This is a genomic window from [Mycobacterium] stephanolepidis, from assembly GCF_002356335.1.
Classification (GTDB): Bacteria; Actinomycetota; Actinomycetes; order Mycobacteriales; family Mycobacteriaceae; genus Mycobacterium; species Mycobacterium stephanolepidis.
In genome coordinates this window covers 3811752-3827972 of record NZ_AP018165.1, presented here as the reverse complement: position 1 = coordinate 3827972, position 16221 = coordinate 3811752, and the positions used below count along the sequence as shown (strand labels likewise).

Sequence of the window (16221 nt, the reverse complement as noted above, 5' to 3'; positions counted from 1 at the left end):
GGTGCCCGGATTGGCCGGCGGTCGCCGCCGCGGCGATGGCCGACCTTCCTGCCACCCGGCCCGTGGCGGTGACTGTGGCCAACAGGGTCACTGCGTGCACTGCCGCCGCGCGGGCGCTGGGAGTCCGTCGGGGCATGCGGCGCCGCGAGTCCCAGGCCCGTTGTCCGCAATTGCATATCGCGGTGGCCGATGTCGATCGCGATGCACGGTTTTTCGAGCCGATGATCGCCGCGGTGGATGATCTGGTGCCGGGGGCCGAGATCTTGCGCCCGGGGCTGATGGCGCTTCCGGTGACTGGTGCGGCCCGGTACTTCGGCAACGAGCAGACCGCGGCCGAGCGGCTGGCCGATGCGGTGTCGGTGGCCGGGGCCGAATGTCAGGTGGGCATCGCCGATCAGATGTCCACGGCGGTGTACGCCGCGCGACATGCGGCACTGGTACCACCCGGTGGGGACGCGGAGTTCCTGGCACCCTTGTCGATCAAAGAGATGGCCGCCGAACCCAGCCTGTGTCACCCGCAGCGGGAAGACTTGGTCGATCTGCTGTGGCGCATGGGAATACGCACCATGGGTGCCTTCGCGGAACTAGCGCGGTCGGATGTCGCCTCACGGTTCGACGATGACGCGGTGCAGGCGCACCGCCATGCGCGAGCCGAATCGCAGCGCCCTCCCTCGGGGCATGCGGTCCCGGCCGAGCTGGGGGTCGCGCTGCCGTGCGATCCGCCGATCGACCGGGTCGATGCGGCGGCCTTCGCGGGACGCACACTGGCGATGAGCCTGCACGAGGCGCTGTCCTCGGCAGGAGTTGCCTGCTCCCGGTTGGCCATTCACGCGGTGACGGTGGACGGCCAGGAGCTGTCGCGGGTGTGGCGGTGTGCAGAGCCGCTCACCGAGGAGGCGACGGCCGACCGGGTGCGCTGGCAGCTTGACGGCTGGCTTGCCCGGCGCCGGTCTCTGGATGGGCCGGTGGCGATGTTGCGGTTGGAGCCGGTCGAAGTGGTGGCCGCCGAAGCGCTGCAGTTGACGTTGTGGGGAGCGGTGGGCGCCGAGGAACGCCAGCGGGCCCGCCGCGCATTGACACGAGTTCAGGATCTGTTGGGAGAGGAGTCGGTACAGGTGGGAGTGGTCAGCGGTGGGCGGGGGCCCGCCGAACGAATTACTTTGGTGCCCTTGGGGGATGAGTTGCGACCGCGGGCCGATCCTGATGCGCCGTGGCCCGGTAGGCTGCCGGATCCGGCTCCTACGGTGCTGCTCGGTGAGGACGGCGAACCGGTGGAGCTGTTGGATGTCGATGGAGCGCCGGTGACGGTGACCGGACGGGGAATGTTCTCCGGGGAACCGGCCAGGGTCCGGCGGGGCGATGGCCGTTGGGAGTTGAGTTGGTGGGCAGGGCCATGGCCGATCGATGAGCGATGGTGGGAGGAACGGGAGCCGACTCCTACCCGGGCATCGGTGGCCGCCAGGGCCCAGGTGCTGTTGGAAGGCAAGGGTGGCGGTCAGGCGCTGCTCCTGCATTTTCGCCGGCAGCGGTGGTATGTGGAGGGTGTTTATGAATGACGCTCTCGCCAGAATTAGCGTGCGCCGTCAAACCTTCGCGCGAAGACGCTCACTCGTTCGATGAATCGCTCGAAGAACACCTCGGGGTTGGTCTCCACCGCGATCTGCGCATTGGGTTTCTGGCCCCACTGCCCCTTCCAGTCCGCGATGGTCATGGCCCGGGTCAGATCACCGGTCAGCTCGACATCGACTGTAGCGGAGCGGGTTTGGACTAATGCTGGATCCAGCGCGACTGCGGCGGCGAACGGGTCGTGCATGTGCGCCAAGAAGCCTTCGTCTTGCTTCATGTGGAACTCGAAATAGAAACGTACGGCGTCTTCGATGAACCGCAGCAGCGAGTTGTTCGCCGACGAACGGCTGGACGGAAGGTCGAGCACCGACAGTGGGGTGGTGGTGGCGCCCGCCGCGTCGGCCAGTCTGACCAGATGCTCCGGTGTCATGGCGATGGTCTCGGTGAGATTCAGGCCGCACACGATCGGAAGTTGTTGTACGCCAGCTGCTCCCCAGGCGGCGTACACCTCCGCCGTCGCGCCCGGGTCGACCACGACATTCCATTCCGCCACCGGTGTGGTGTTGCCCGGGTAGTCGAAGGAGCCGCCCATGATCACGAGCCGTTTGAGGAGGTTGGGCAACTCAGGTTCGGTGCGCAGGGCCAGCGCCAGGTTGGTGAGCGGTCCGGTCGCCAGGCCCACGAGCTCGCCTGGGTGTGCGCGTGCCGCCCGCACCCAGGCCTCTGCCGCGTCGTAATCGGTGAGTGTGCGGGTGGAGTCCGGCAGTGCGGCATACCCGAGGCCGGTGGGCCCGTGGGTGTCTTCGGCGGTCCGCAGTGCAGCGCTCAATGGCTCGGCGACGCCCTTGGATACCGGGATCTGCGGGGCCTTGCATAGCTCCAGCAGGCCCAGGTTGTTCGCGCAAACATGGTCCACCGAGACATTGCCCGCAGTAGAGGCGATACCGACAATCTCCACATCCTCGCTAGCGAGGAGAAAGATCAATCCCAGTGCGTCATCGACTCCGGTATCAACGTCGGCAAAAACGGGAACCATGGACGTCAACCTACCGTCAGTTAGCTCCGTGTACGGATGCGACAAGCGGTAGAGCACGCCTAATCGTCAAAGTCGTACGACTGACTGAATCCATGGCTAGTATTGCTTCCAGGGCGTCCGGTCTATCGCCGGGCGGTCGGTCAGGAAGGAGCGTGGGATGCATCGGGACGAGTTACCGCAGACGGTCACCACTGTGGCGGTGGTGGGTGCCGGGCTGTCGGGTCTGACGGCTGCCCGCGCACTGCACCGGCAGGGCGTCGACGTGATCGTGCTGGAGGCGGCGGAGCGTATCGGTGGACGGGTCATGGGAGAGACCACCGTGCTGGGCTCGCGGCTGGACTTGGGCGGGCAGTGGATTGGCCATGATCACCACCGCGTCATGGAGCTTGCCGCCGAACTCGGCCTTACTCAGTTCCCCATGCATACGGGTCTGCTGCCCGCGGTGATCGACGGTCCCCGCCGCGTGAAGTTGCCGCCCCTACTGCCGAGCGTGCTCATTCTCACCGGCCTGGAGGTGTTCTCGCGTCTCAGCACACCGGAGCGCTGGAACGCGACCAGCACGGCCGAGTGGCTGGGCAAGGTGCCCGGCCGCACCACCCGGCGGCTGCTTGAGGTCATTGCTTTGATCTCTTGGACGGCAGACCTGGACCGGATGCCCATTCCCGCGATGATCTCGATGATCCGGCATCAAGGTGGTCTGCGGACCATGCTCTCGACCAAGGGCGGCGCGCAGGACTCTCTACTCGTCGAAGGGGCGGGTGCACGCGCGGAAAGTCTGGCCGCCGAACTGGGTCCGCGAGTGAAGCTGGGACACCGCGTCACCTCGGTCAGCAGGGACGAACGCGGAGTCATCCTCGACACAGCCTCGGGTCAGGTACATGCCGCGAAGGTCATTGTCACCGCGCCGCCGCCCACGGCGGCCCGCATCACCTTCAGCCCGCAGCTTCCGGCCGAGCGTGCCCAGATGCAGCAGAACATGTACATGGGATCGGTGTACAAGGCGATCGCCGTGTACGAGAAGCCTTTCTGGAGAGAGCGAAATGGCGGCGAGTTCATGGTTCTCGACGGGCCCGGCCGTGCAGTCTTCGATACCACCGCTCCGGGCGGGCCGGGCCACCTGTGCGTGCTCGGCTCACTCACCGAGCATGTCGGTCCGGAGATTCTCGAACCGGCGGGCTGGCACGAGAGGTCCTGGCACCTCGACGAACATGCCGGAGGCGGATACATGGCCCTGCCCGATATCGGTTTCACCGAACAGTTGCCGCTGCCGTCGGCGCCCCTGGGCGATATCCATTGGGCGGGTACCGAAACGGCGCATGACCACCCGGGTTATCTGGACGGCGCCATTGAGGCGGGCACCCGGGCGGCCCGGGAGGTCACCAATGCACTCCGGGGATGAGGCGTACCGCCTTCATCACGGGGCCCGGAACACGCAGCTTTGACACGGCCGCAACACGTTTGGCTGCCCTGGGGCGACGGCGCGAGGTCGACACGTCCTGGCGTTCGTCGACCGGCTCGAGGCCGCGAGCGGCCCGAGAATCGGGGTACGCCAGATACATCTGGTGCATGATCCGGCGGGTCAACTTCGGTGTCATGTACCTGCCGATGTCGGCATAGGTGCCCATCGGATGATCGATGCGAGTCGGCTTTTCGACAAGGCCGCGAATCACCATGGCAGCGGCATGTTCCGGGGTGAGTCCCGGCACCACATTCAGTTTGTGGGAGGGCTGAATCATCGGCGTCTTCACCAATGGCATATGGATGTTGGTGAAGGTGATGTGATCCGACACCGTCTCGGTCGCGACCACATCGGAGAAGGCGTCCAGTGCCGCCTTGGTAGGGATGTACGACGCGTACTTGGGGTTACGGGTCTGCACACCGGCAGTCGACACATTGACGACATGGCCGAATTTCCTTTCCCGCCAATGGGGGAGAAGCGCCAGCACCAGCCGCACGGCGCCAAAGTAGTTGATCGCCATGACCCGTTCGTAGTCATGGAACCGATCGACTGTGTTTATCGCCGAGCGGCGAATGGAGCGGCCGGCGTTGTTCACCAGGTAGTCCACATGCCCGAACTGGCCGAGGATGCTCTTGACGGTGTCGTCCACGGCTGAGTAGTCGGTCAGATCGCAGGGGAATGAATAGGCCTTCCCGCCGTCCTCTCGGATCTCCGTGACCAGGCTGTCGAGTGCCTCGACGTCGCGCGCCACCGCGAAAACGGTGCCGCCGCGCTGGGCGACGGCGATGGCCGCGGCACGTCCGATACCGCTGGATGCGCCGGTGATGATGACGTGCCGGCCCACCAATGGCCCGGCGGGATCGTCGCGGCGGTATCGCTCGGGGTCGAGGTTCTTGCGCCAGTACTGGTAGAGCTTGCCGGCGTAGCTGCCGAATGAGGGAACCGTAATTCCGCTAGGGCGCAAGGCTTCCCGTGTGGATTCGGATATGAAGGTGGGCATGATCTCGGTGATGTCGATGACCTCGGGCGGGATGCCGAGCTGAGTGACCACCATGTTGCGCCAGACCTTGAGCGTGCCGCGTGCATTCAGGAACGGGGTGGCGATGGCGTGGGGAAGTGACCCGCGTACGGGCGGCAGACCCGCGGCGGAGGCAATGCCGGAGTAGATGTCCCGCAGGTAGGTCACCTCGGGGTTGGTCAGGTGGAAGGCCTGCCCGTCGCGGCCCTCCTGGTGCATCAGCTCGACGGTCGCATCGACGACGTAGTCGACCGGAACGATGTTGGAGCGTCCCGCCTTGGGCAGCATCATCGGGGTGAACCGGGGCAGGCGCGCGAGCTTGGCCAGAATTCCGAAGAAGTAGTACGGACCGTCGATCTTGTCCATCTCGCCGGTCTTCGAATCGCCGACAACGACGGCGGGCCGGTAGATCCGGTAGTGCAGGCCGGGTTCTGAGCGCACCAGCAGTTCGGCCTCGAACTTGGTCTGGTGATACGGCGTCGGTAGGTCCTGGTTGACGTCGAAATCTTCCTCGGTGAACTCGCCCTCGTAACTTCCCGCGACCGCGATGGAGGAGATGTGGTGCAGGGTGGCGCCCGTGCGTTTGGCCAGTCCGATGACCGAGCGCGTGCCCTCGACGTTCGCGGCGCGCTGTGCCTTGTCGTCCACGGTGATGTCGTAGATCGCGGCACAGTGCACGATGTGATCGGCGATGACCGGATCTCCCTCGGTGGGCAGGCCGAGATCGGGCTGGGTGAGGTCACCCACCAGCGGCTGCACGCGGTCATCCCATTGTTCGGCGAGTTTCTCGAACCGTGACAGTGACTCACGCCGCACCAAAACGGCGACTTCGGCATCGCGCTGGGTCTCCAGGATTCGGGTCACAATCCGCCGTCCGATGAATCCGGTGCCGCCGGTAACGATGTATTTCACGTGCTACCCCTGAGACTGTTAGGCCGCTTATCGGCCCGTTTGGAGTCATCGTTGCCGTTTGGGGGTGTTTCGTCAACGTTGTGTGACAAGTTCGTCATTGGGTAGTTAGCCATGGGGGATACTCCTGGAATGTCACGCGTCCAGGTCTTCCGTGCTGCGCGCGTCACGGGCAATGCTGCCTGGTGGACGTTCGTGGTAGCCGCCTTGGTGAACAGGGGGTTGAACCTGCGGGGCTGGGATTACGGGTGGACTACCTATACCCCGCTCACCGACGGCATGCCACGCCGATACGCCGACTATGTGCCGTTTAATCCTGCTGCCGTGCAGTTGGTGGGCGTGGTCGTGTGGATCGCCTTTGGTGTCGTGGTGGTCGCGGCCATCGCCGAATTGGCCGTCGTTCGGAGGTGGACGGCCGTGGTGTCGGTCGCCGTGCCGTTCCTTTCGTTGTGCCTGATCACCTATGCGTTCGGTGGACTCGACAGTGCGATCGCCTGGTCGCCGACCGCGGTGTTGGTGTTCGTGCTTGCGGCCATTGCGATACGGCAGATATGGATGCGCCGGTTCGCTCCAGCAGTGGGGGAGTAGCGGTGATCGACACGGCCCCTACGACTTCCGTAATGCCGGTGGGAGTCGGTGCCAGCAGGTCGGCTCCCGTGCTCTGGGCCATCCAGTACGCATTGGCATGCAGTCCGCTGGTTGTCGCGGTGGCGGCGGTGTGGGCGCTGACGGCTCCGCCTGCCTACGCCAGCACGCCGCTGGAGCATGTCACGGGCGTGTTGGGGCTGCTGTGCATCTCCTGCGCGCTGGCATGGGTGGTGCTTCGGCCACTGCAGCGTTACCGCGCGTATCGGTGGGGCGTCCTGGATGACAATCTGCTGTATATCTCATCGAAGACGCTGTGGCTCAGGTCTTTCTGGGTCATCCCGTTCGCACTGGTGCGAACGGTGGAACTGCGGCAAGACCCGCTGTCACGTGTGTTGGGGTTGGCGATGGTGGTGGTGCGCGCAGATCAGGGCGAGCTGCGGATCGTAGGGCTGGATGCGGCGAACGCGCATGACGTCGTCGAGAAGCTGTTCGGGCTGGTGGACGAGGCTTCGGTCTACCAATGATGTGACGTTGTTCCAGGCCCACTGCGTGGTCGTGAGTGTTAGCATCGCCTCGCTGTCGTGAACTAAATATGTTCTCCGACAATAATTCTGGTTGCTAACTGGGCTCAGGCAGGGAGCAGGCTGATGGAACGGAAATACGGCTGGGCCCGAGGTGCAATGGCTATCGCCTGTTCTGTGCTACTTGTTGTCGCGGGCTGCGGTAAGCAGACCGCGCACCCACCGGAATCGGGCGCGGCATCCGGGGGTGCCAAGGCCGACGGGCCCGCGCGCAATCCGTACCTCTCGGTGGAGAAGTACGGCATCACACATATCGATTCGGCGCAGACCGATAGCTTTGCCGACCCCATTCCGCGGGGTACCTTCCACGTCGATCCGGCCGCGATGCCCCGCGTGCCCGGCGGCCCGGTCAACATCATCACGATGGCCTCTACGTCGCCGCGATACATGTGGGTGAGCTCGTCATCGGGTGTCCGCTATGTGGATGTATCCGATGGCGGGTTCCGTCAGGTGGCGTCGCTGGAAACCCCAGGGGTGCCGCCGATCTCGGCGCAGGATCTCGATCTGGTGCTCAATCAGAAGTTCGGCGGCGTCGAGCAGATCGAGGCCGCGATTCGGGACCACTGGGCAGGGGCGACGTGGCAGCGGCTCATCAACGGTGTGTATGGCGCGGTCGACAAGGACAACGAGCTGTATTACGTGACACAGAACGCCGAGATCCTCAAATTCGGGCTTGAGAACAACGATGACCCGGCCGCAGGCATCAAAGTCCAGAAGACCTATGACTTCAAGCCCTACCTGGGCAAGGGCATGACGACCCTCGGAGCTCCGGAGACCATCGTCGGCGTGTCGATGACCTACGACGGACACCTACTGGTGCAAGCTAACCGATCCCTGGCGATTCTCGACCGTGGGCTCGATTCCCCTCCGATCCAGCAGATCCGGTTCGGCGACGACGAGACCGTGTCGAATTCGGTTGCGGTGGATGATCACAACGGCATCTACGTGGCTTCGGACAAGCTCATGCGCAAGATCGTGTGGACCGGGTCGACACTGTCGAGCGACGAGTCCGACGGCGCGTGGTCGTCGCCCTATGATTTCGGGCGCCAGCCTCCGGCGGTGAAATTCGGTATCGGTACGGGGTCTACTCCGACCTTGATGGGGTTCGGCAAGGATTCCGACGAGCTTGTCGTTATCACCGACGGCAGCGACAGGATGAAATTGGTTGCGTTCTGGCGCAACAAGATCCCGGATAGTTTCCAGCAGAAGCCAGGAACCAAGTCCAGCCGGATCGCCGACCAGAGCCAGGTCACCGCAGGCCTGAAGGACCCGCTGCCGGAATTCATCCAGAGTGAGCAGTCCGTGGTGGTAAACGGTTATGGGGCCTTCGTGGTGCAGAACATCGGCACCGGGGGTGCACCGGATCGGTTGGTGGACGTGCTGGCCAACGGACCGGTGTCACCGGCGCCGCAGGGCGTGGAGCGATTCGAATGGGATCCCAAGGGGCACCGTTGGGCCTCGGCGTGGGCGAGGGGCGACGTGGTGTCGACATCCATGGTGCCCGCGGTATCCACCAGCTCGGGCGTCGTCTTCCTCAACGGGTACACCAAGGCCGAAGGCTGGGAAGTTACCGGTTTGGACTGGAAGACCGGAGAAACGGTGCATCGCAACATATTTGGTCAGTCAAATCTGGGGAACGGTGCGTACGCGTTGATCGAGGGTCTGCCCAACGGGGATCTGCTCTTCAACAGTGTGGGCGGCCCGTTCCGCGCGAAGATTGCAGGCTAGCCACCGACGAGCTTCTCGACGGTGGCGATGAGCATGGCACGGTGCGTAGCCAGGCGCTCGGGTGAGAAGGGTTCGGAAGTCGCAAGACCGCGCAGGGCCGGCGATGCGCCGAGCCACGCTGTGGTCAGCCCGAGCGTGAGGGCCAGGATGTCGGCCGGTTCCCCATGCTCTGAAGGAGGCCGGGTTTCGGCGATCGCTTCGACCTTGGCCGCGTAGGCCGCGGTTTCAGCTGGGCCCGCGACGGGGCGTTCCAGCTGTGCCCAGGTGGCAAGCCTCAGGTGCTCAGGATGCTTGATCAGGTGGTCGAACAGCGCGCCCGCGTAGCCCGGCAGATCGTTCGGAGTGAACGGAACGGCGTCCGACATTCGCTGGATGGAATGCGCGACCACGGTGTCGAACAGCGTTTCCTTGTTGGTGAAGTAGACGTAGAGCAGCCGTTTGTTGGCATCGGCCATGGCGCCGATCCGGTCGACGCGGGCGCCGGCCAGTCCGTGCTCGGCGAACTCCGCGTACGCGGCATCGAGCAGCCGCTTCTTGGTGGCGGAGGCGTCGGGCGGCATCCCAAGAGCCTAGAGGCACGCCGCCGAGCGATTTCGGCAGCGCACCGGCTGGGGCAGCGGTTATGCCCGCCAACCCAGCCGGTGCGCCCCCCGTCAGGCCAGGTGGCTGTTGAACCAGTCGGCGATGTGGCCGACGGTGCGGTCGACGATGTCGGGCTGGTCGTAGTACTGGAAGTGGTTGGTGCCGTTCTCCCAGATGAGCTTCTTGTCGTCGGAGGGGATCGACTCGAAGTGCCGGCGGGCCGCCGCCGGGTTCATGCAGGTATAGGAGTGGATCACCAATGCGGGTTTGTCGAGCTTGGCGGCACCGGGCACGGTGCTGTAGTCGAAGTGGTCGAGGTCGCTCATGATGGCGTAGCGGTTCTCCCAACCCTTGAGCGTCCACGATCCGTACCAGCTCCACACCAGTGGGCCGGGCAGCCCGGCATCAGACCCGGCGACGGGGTCGCCCAGATCGGGAGAGACCAGGGGTGCGTAGATGACTTCGCCGGTCTGCTCGTACCTGGCCTTGGCATCGCGTGCCCGCTCGAGCCGAGCATCCAGGAGTGCTTCCAGTTGTTCGGTGGTGGGTGCGGTAGCCGGATCGAAGGGATTTTCGCTGACACCCGCGGCGATCATGAACAGGTCGGTCTCGCGGTCACGGTAGTAACCGGTTACCGAGGCAACGGCCTTGATCCGGTCGTCGTATGAGGCGATGTCGAGCATTTCTGGTCCGCCTTGGCAGACGCCGGCCCCGAAGATGCGCGATGCGTCGACGTCATCGCGCGTGAGCAGGTAGTCGATGGCCGCTACCGCGTCCTCGTTCTTCATCTTCGGGTTCTCGAGGCGACGCGGTGTGCCGCCGCTCTCGCCCACGGTGCGCGGGTCGAAAGCCAGCGCCAGGAAGCCCTCGTCGGCCAGCCGGGTGGCGTAGTGAATCGGGGCCTGTTCCTTCTCGAACGAGTACGGGCCCAGCAGGACCACCGCGGGGAAGGGGCCGTCACCGGAAGGGCGGTGGACGACACCGACGATGTCCTCGCCATGCGAGGGGAAGGTGACCTTCTCGGGCGTGTAATTGCCGTGGTGTGGCATGCGCTTCTCCAGATTCTCGCTAGGTGCTTGCCGCCGCGCCTGGTGCGGGTGGCCTCGCCAGCATACATGTATATATCTAGTTAGTTACTTTGCCAAGGGGAATCCGAACGGGCGATGGAACTTAGAACATATGTTCGATAAACTGTTCGAATGGGCTGGTCGCAAGGTCCCCCGACATGGGCGGAAATGGAACGGGTGCTCGATGGTCGCCCAAACCGTCATGCGCCCCCGGGGGATGGTGGGGACGGCCCGGCGTGGAGCCGGAAACGCCCGCCCTATGAGCCGTCCACTCGTGAGCGTGGGCGGTCGGCGGTGTCCTACGCGGAGCTGCACGCGCATTCGGCGTTCAGCTTTCTGGACGGAGCCAGCCTGCCCGAGGAGATGGCGCAGGAGGCGGCGCGGCTTGACCTCAGGGCGCTGGCCATCACCGACCACAATGGTTTCTACGGAGTTGTCCGTTTCGCGGAAGCGGCCAAGGAGCTCGGCCTGCCCACCGTGTTCGGTGCGGAACTATCTCTTGGCGGGCAGGGCAATACGGAGGATTCGGTACACCTGCTGGTGCTGGCGCGGGGCCAGGAGGGGTATCGGCGGTTATCGCGGCAGATGGCCACCGCGCACCTGTCGGGCGGAACGCCCAAAGATCGAAAGGGTAAGCCGCGCTATGACCTTGATGCACTTACCGAGGCGGCGGGAGGACACTGGCACATCCTGACCGGGTGCCGTAAGGGGCATGTGCGACGAGCACTTGCCTCCGGTGGCGCCGTTGCGGGCGAGGCGGCACTGGCCGATCTGGTCGGCCGATTCGGTGCCGACCGTGTCAGCATCGAGCTCAGTAGGCATGGGCATCCGGATGAGGATGACCGCAACGCGGAGCTTGCCGCGTTGGCCCCGCGATTCGGTGTCGGCGTCATCGCCACCACCGCAGCGCATTTCGCCACACCCGAGAGCGGGCGCCTGGCCATGGCGATGGCGGCGGTGCGCGCACGTAAGGGCCTCGATGACGCGGCGGGGTGGCTGGATCCGGTCGGGGGTGCGCATCTGCGTTCGGGAGACGAGATGGCGCGGCTGTTCTCGCACTGCCCGGAGGTGGTGACGGCGGCCGCCGAGCTGGGGGAGGCGTGCGCCTTCGATCTGCGACTCATCGCCCCACAACTGCCGCCGTTCGGCGTCCCGTCCGGCCATACCGAGGACAGCTGGTTGCGGCACCTGGCCCTCGAAGGCGCAGCGCGTCGGTACGGCCCCCGTGCGGGGGCGCAGAAGGCTTACGCTCAAATCGAGCGTGAGCTGGAAATTATTGCGCAGCTGAACTTTCCGGGCTACTTCCTGGTCGTGCACGACATCACCCAGTTCTGCCGTCGCAGCGACATCCTGTGTCAGGGGCGCGGCTCTGCCGCCAACTCGGCGGTCTGCTACGCGCTCGGGGTCACCAATGTCGACCCGGTGGCCAATGGTCTTCTATTCGAACGATTCCTGTCACCGGCCCGCGACGGCCCGCCGGATATCGACATCGATATCGAGTCGGACGAACGGGAACAGGCCATCCAGTACGTCTATAACAAATACGGCCGCGAGTATGCGGCGCAGGTGGCCAATGTCATCACCTACCGTGGCCGAATGGCCGTGCGGGACATGGCCAAGGCTCTGGGGTTCGCGCAGGGGCGGCAGGACGCCTGGAGTAAGCAGCTCGGGCACTGGGGCGGCTTGGCCGATGCGGCGGAGGTTGACGGCATTCCGTCGCAGGTGATCGACCTGGCTCAGCAGATCAAGAATTTCCCCCGGCACATGGGCATCCACTCCGGCGGCATGGTCATCTGTGATCGCCCACTGGCCGATGTGGTGCCCGTCGAATGGGCGCGTATGGAGAACCGCAGCGTGCTGCAGTGGGACAAGGATGATTGTGCGGCAGTGGGTTTGGTGAAATTCGATCTGCTCGGTCTCGGTATGCTCTCGGCGCTGCACTATTGCATCGACCTGGTCCGCGAACACAAGGGCATCGAGGTGGACCTGGCCCATATCGACCTCTCCGAGGCGGCGGTCTACGAGATGTTGGCCCGTGCGGATTCGGTGGGGGTCTTTCAGGTGGAGTCGCGCGCTCAGATGGCCACGCTGCCCCGCCTGAAACCCAAGTGTTTCTACGACTTGGTGGTGGAGGTGGCCCTGATCCGTCCGGGACCCATCCAGGGTGGCTCGGTACACCCGTATATCCGGCGATACAACAAGATTGACAAAGATTGGCAACACGACCATCCCTCGATGGCGGCTGCGTTGGACAAGACTCTGGGAGTGCCGCTGTTTCAGGAGCAGCTGATGCAACTCGCCGTCGATGTTGCCGGGTTCAGCCCCGCAGAATCCGATCAGCTGCGGCGGGCCATGGGATCCAAGCGGTCACCGGAACGGATGGAAAGGCTGCGCAGCAGGTTCTACGAGGGCATGCAGAACCTGCATGGCATCACCGGAGAGCTGGCCGATCGCATCTACGAAAAGCTCTATGCCTTTGCCAATTTCGGCTTCCCGGAAAGTCACGCGCAGAGCTTCGCCTCGTTGGTGTTCTATTCGTCCTGGTTCAAGCTGCATCATCCGGCCGCATTCTGCGCGGCGCTGCTGCGTGCACAACCCATGGGTTTCTATTCGCCACAGTCCCTGGTGGCCGATGCTCGTCGCCACGGTGTCACCGTGCACGGCCCGGATGTGAACGCCAGCCTGTCGTATGCCGCGTTGGAGAACGCGGGCCTGGAGGTGCGGATCGGGCTGGGTGCCGTCCGCCGCATCGGAGGCGACCTGGCTCAGGCGATTGTCGAGGAACGAAAAACGCATGGCCCGTTCACCTCTCTGCTCGATCTGACCGGCCGTATCCAGTTGAGTACGGCACAGGTCGAGGCCCTGGCAACCGGAGGCGCGCTGGGTTGCTTCGGCATGTCCCGGCGTGAGGCGCTGTGGGTGGCTGGTGCGGCGGCCGCGCAGCGTCCCGACCGGTTGCCCGGAGTCGGGGTGTCCTCCCGGGTTCCGGTGCTGCCGCCGATGGGGGAGGTGACCCGGGCCGCCGCCGATGTGTGGGCCACCGGAGTCACCCCCGACGCCTATCCCACCCAGTTCCTACGGAAACAGCTCGACGAGCTGGGTGTCGTTCCGGCTAAAGGGCTCTTCGATGTGCCGGACGGGGCACGGGTGTTGGTGGCGGGGGCGGTCACCCATCGTCAGCGGCCTGCCACCGCAGCCGGGGTCACGTTCATCAATCTTGAGGACGAGACGGGAATGGTGAATGTGGTGTGCTCGGTGGGTCTGTGGGCGCGGTACCGCAAGCTGGCGGTGACCGCGCAGGCGCTGATCATTCGTGGCCAGGTGCAGAATGCCAGCGGGGCCATTACCGTGGTGGCCGATCAGCTGCGACCACTGGACCTGCGTATCAGATCCGCCTCGCGGGACTTCCGTTAGACGCTGCCTTCGAAACCATGCTGACGCCAGGCCTCATATGCGGCGATGGCTGCGGCATTGGACAGGTTGAGTGATCTGCGGCCGGGTAGCAGCGGGATGCGCACCTTCTCGGTGATGTGCGGATCGGCCAGCACTTTGGGGTCCAACCCGGTGGGCTCGGGACCGAACAGCAGCACATCCCCCGGCTGGTAGGCGATATCGGTGTAGCTGACGGTCGCATGAGCGGTGAAGGCGTAGACCTGTTGCGGCTGCAGCGATTCCCAAGCAGCGGAAAGATTCTCGTGGACCGTTACCGACGCCATGTCGTGATAGTCCAGGCCGGCGCGGCGCACCTTCGCCTCCGACAGGTCGAACAGCGGCTGCACCAGATGCAGCTCGCACCCGGTGCCCGCCACCATCCGGATCGCGTTCCCGGTGTTGGGGGCGATCCGTGGCTCATGGAAAACGATGCGGAACACGGATCACAGTATCCCTGCTCCCGGTTTTGGGGCACGATGGAGCCATGGGAAGCCCGGCGATATTTGAGTGCGGGACCCCCGGCGAAGCCGCATGGGAGTCGGTGACTCGATCGGCCGACGCAACGTTGACCGGGATTGCGCACGGATATACCGAGTTTCGTGAGTACTCGGACAAACCCGTCGACCGCCGCGAGGTAGCCGGTGTCGACCCGGTGCTCATCGTGGAGTTCGGTGATCCGCTACTTGTGACCGACGCCGCAGACACACAGTCTCCACGGATGTGGCAATCGTTCGGTGCCGGTGCGTGTCAAGGGCCCACCGCTACCCTGCATTCGGGAAGGCAGCACTGCCTTGAAGTGCAGTTGACGCCGCTGGGGATGTACCGGCTGACCGGGCTGTCGATGAACGACATCAGCAATCGCGCTGTCAGTCTCGAAGACTTGTTCGGCGACGAGGGTCGTCACCTGCCGGAACGCCTTGCCGCTGAACCCGATTGGGCCCACCGATTCGACCTGCTGGATTCGATGTTGGCGCGTGCGGCGGCCAATGGCCCAGAACCCGACCCCGAGGTGGCCTGGGCATGGAGCCTGCTGAGCCAAACCCATGGAACGGTGTCCGTCGGCAAGATTGTGGCCGAGACCGGTTGGAGTCGCGCGCGATTGGCGAATCGCTTCCGCGGCCAGGTTGGCCTGACACCCAAGGCGGCCGCCCGTGTGCTTCGTTTTGGCCGGGCAATGACGCTGCTGGCCGCGCCGGGTCATCGATCGCTAGCCTCAATCGCGTTGGCGTGCGGCTACTTCGATCAGGCGCACTTCAACCGAGATTTCCGGATGTTCGCCGGGTGTTCTCCGGGGGAGCTGGCCGCATTGCGATACGAAGGCCTGCCCGGCATACAGGATCCGGGTATTCGCGAAACATTTGTACAAGACGAGGGTGCATCGCGGGCCTAACGTCTCTGCCGTCAAGCACGTCCGGCAGAGAGGAATTCACGATGACTGGCGAACCGACCTTCTTTGAGATCGGGGTGCCCGACGCGGTGCGCGCGCAGAAGTTCTACCAGGGACTCCTGGGCTGGGCGCCGCACGCGATGGGCGAGCGTGGGCAGGCCTGGCTAGAAACGGGTGGTGTCAACGGCGGACTGCACAGCGATGACGAAGACCGCCGGATCGACATATTTTTCGGTGTCCCGGACATCGACGCAGCCGTCCTGACTGTTCGCGAACTCGGTGGTGAGGCCGAAGACCCCGGACCTGACGAGCCGGGCTTCGGACGTTTTGCCTTCTGCAGAGACGACCAGGGTGTGCGATTCGGGCTGCACCAGCCTTCCGGCAGCTTCGTCTAAGCGGGTCGCACTAGCGTGATCCGGATGAGAAATCCGTTGGCGGTGTAGTCCCGTCGTGTGATGATCCACGGCATGCCCAGTTCAGTGGTCGAGGTCCGGCGGCGATACACCGAGGCCGACGAGGTGGCGATCATCGATGCGGTCCACGGCGCGCTGGTCGCTGCCTTTCAGATACCGGAAGGGGACAAGCATGTGCGCCTCGTCGTGCATGAACCCCACAGGTTTTCGCACGCGCCAAGCCTGGCCCGGCCGGAGCTGTACACCTTCGTTTCCATCGACTGCTTCGCGGGCCGATCGATAGGGGCGAAACGTAATCTCTATGCCGAGATTGTGAAACGGCTTTCCTTACTGGGGATACCGCCGGATCACGTCACCATTGTGCTGCGCGAGAGTGCGACCGAGAACTGGGGAATCCGTGGAGGTCAGGCGGCCTGCGATGTCGACCTGGGTTTCGATGTGAACGTCTGACGGAC

General features: G+C 64.6%; 14 protein-coding genes. 9 read left to right on the top strand and 5 right to left on the bottom strand.

The window, feature by feature from the left end:
• Window positions 1–35 precede the first annotated feature (35 nt).
• Complete coding sequence (locus tag MSTE_RS19030) at window positions 36–1556, top strand: DNA polymerase Y family protein (protein WP_162291682.1); 1521 nt, start codon at window positions 36–38, stop codon at window positions 1554–1556.
• A 14-nt stretch (window positions 1557–1570) separates the two neighbouring features.
• On the opposite strand, the gene MSTE_RS19025 is transcribed toward MSTE_RS19030, so the two are convergent.
• Window positions 1571–2602, bottom strand: a complete 1032-nt coding sequence (locus tag MSTE_RS19025; protein ID WP_096503586.1) for a nucleoside hydrolase — start codon at window positions 2600–2602, stop codon at window positions 1571–1573.
• Window positions 2603–2726: 124 nt separating this feature from the next.
• On the opposite strand from MSTE_RS19025, the gene MSTE_RS19020 reads away from it, so the two are divergent.
• Window positions 2727–4001: a flavin monoamine oxidase family protein gene (locus MSTE_RS19020; protein ID WP_331712921.1), complete on the top strand. Its 1275-nt coding sequence runs from the start codon at window positions 2727–2729 to the stop codon at window positions 3999–4001.
• Here the strand turns inward: MSTE_RS19020 and MSTE_RS19015 are convergent.
• Window positions 3979–5991, bottom strand: coding sequence for an SDR family oxidoreductase (locus MSTE_RS19015; RefSeq protein ID WP_096503582.1), 2013 nt, complete (start codon window positions 5989–5991; stop codon window positions 3979–3981). The two genes, MSTE_RS19020 and MSTE_RS19015, sit on opposite strands and share 23 nt — an antisense overlap.
• Window positions 5992–6120: 129 nt before the next feature.
• Between MSTE_RS19015 and MSTE_RS19010 the strand changes: the two genes are divergently transcribed.
• The 3 genes from MSTE_RS19010 to MSTE_RS19000 all read left to right on the top strand — a co-directional run bounded on the left by MSTE_RS19010 (window position 6121) and on the right by MSTE_RS19000 (window position 8885).
• Complete coding sequence (locus tag MSTE_RS19010; protein ID WP_096503580.1) at window positions 6121–6576, top strand: hypothetical protein; 456 nt, start codon at window positions 6121–6123, stop codon at window positions 6574–6576.
• Window positions 6577–6578: 2 nt separating this feature from the next.
• The gene (locus MSTE_RS19005; protein WP_408645814.1) at window positions 6579–7100 is read left to right on the top strand and encodes a PH domain-containing protein; all 522 of its coding nucleotides are present in this window, start codon (window positions 6579–6581) and stop codon (window positions 7098–7100) included.
• A 123-nt stretch (window positions 7101–7223) separates the two neighbouring features.
• Window positions 7224–8885, top strand: a complete 1662-nt coding sequence (locus MSTE_RS19000; protein WP_231896925.1) for a hypothetical protein — start codon at window positions 7224–7226, stop codon at window positions 8883–8885.
• Here MSTE_RS19000 and MSTE_RS18995 read toward each other — a convergent pair.
• On the bottom strand, window positions 8882–9445 hold the full coding sequence (locus tag MSTE_RS18995) for a TetR family transcriptional regulator (RefSeq protein ID WP_096503576.1): 564 nt from the start codon (window positions 9443–9445) through the stop codon (window positions 8882–8884). The two genes, MSTE_RS19000 and MSTE_RS18995, sit on opposite strands and share 4 nt — an antisense overlap.
• Window positions 9446–9538: 93 nt before the next feature.
• Entirely contained in the window at window positions 9539–10516 is a 978-nt protein-coding gene (locus tag MSTE_RS18990; RefSeq protein ID WP_096503574.1) for an alpha/beta hydrolase, read from the bottom strand.
• A gap of 150 nt (window positions 10517–10666) precedes the next feature.
• Between MSTE_RS18990 and MSTE_RS18985 the strand changes: the two genes are divergently transcribed.
• Window positions 10667–13948: an error-prone DNA polymerase gene (locus MSTE_RS18985; protein WP_162291461.1), complete on the top strand. Its 3282-nt coding sequence runs from the start codon at window positions 10667–10669 to the stop codon at window positions 13946–13948.
• Here the strand turns inward: MSTE_RS18985 and MSTE_RS18980 are convergent.
• Window positions 13945–14406 carry a tRNA (cytidine(34)-2'-O)-methyltransferase gene (locus MSTE_RS18980; RefSeq protein WP_096503572.1) on the bottom strand — a complete coding sequence of 154 codons (462 nt, stop codon included), beginning with the start codon at window positions 14404–14406 and terminating at the stop codon, window positions 13945–13947. The genes MSTE_RS18985 and MSTE_RS18980 overlap by 4 nt on opposite strands.
• 44 nt (window positions 14407–14450) lie before the next feature.
• Between MSTE_RS18980 and MSTE_RS18975 the strand changes: the two genes are divergently transcribed.
• From MSTE_RS18975 to MSTE_RS18965, 3 genes are all read left to right on the top strand, one after another.
• Window positions 14451–15356: an AraC family transcriptional regulator gene (locus tag MSTE_RS18975; RefSeq protein ID WP_231896924.1), complete on the top strand. Its 906-nt coding sequence runs from the start codon at window positions 14451–14453 to the stop codon at window positions 15354–15356.
• Window positions 15357–15397: 41 nt separating this feature from the next.
• A complete protein-coding gene (locus tag MSTE_RS18970) occupies window positions 15398–15748 on the top strand; it encodes a VOC family protein (protein WP_096503570.1) in 351 nt (116 codons plus the stop codon).
• A 72-nt stretch (window positions 15749–15820) separates the two neighbouring features.
• On the top strand, window positions 15821–16216 hold the full coding sequence (locus MSTE_RS18965) for a tautomerase family protein (RefSeq protein WP_096506097.1): 396 nt from the start codon (window positions 15821–15823) through the stop codon (window positions 16214–16216).
• Window positions 16217–16221: the final 5 nt, after the last annotated feature.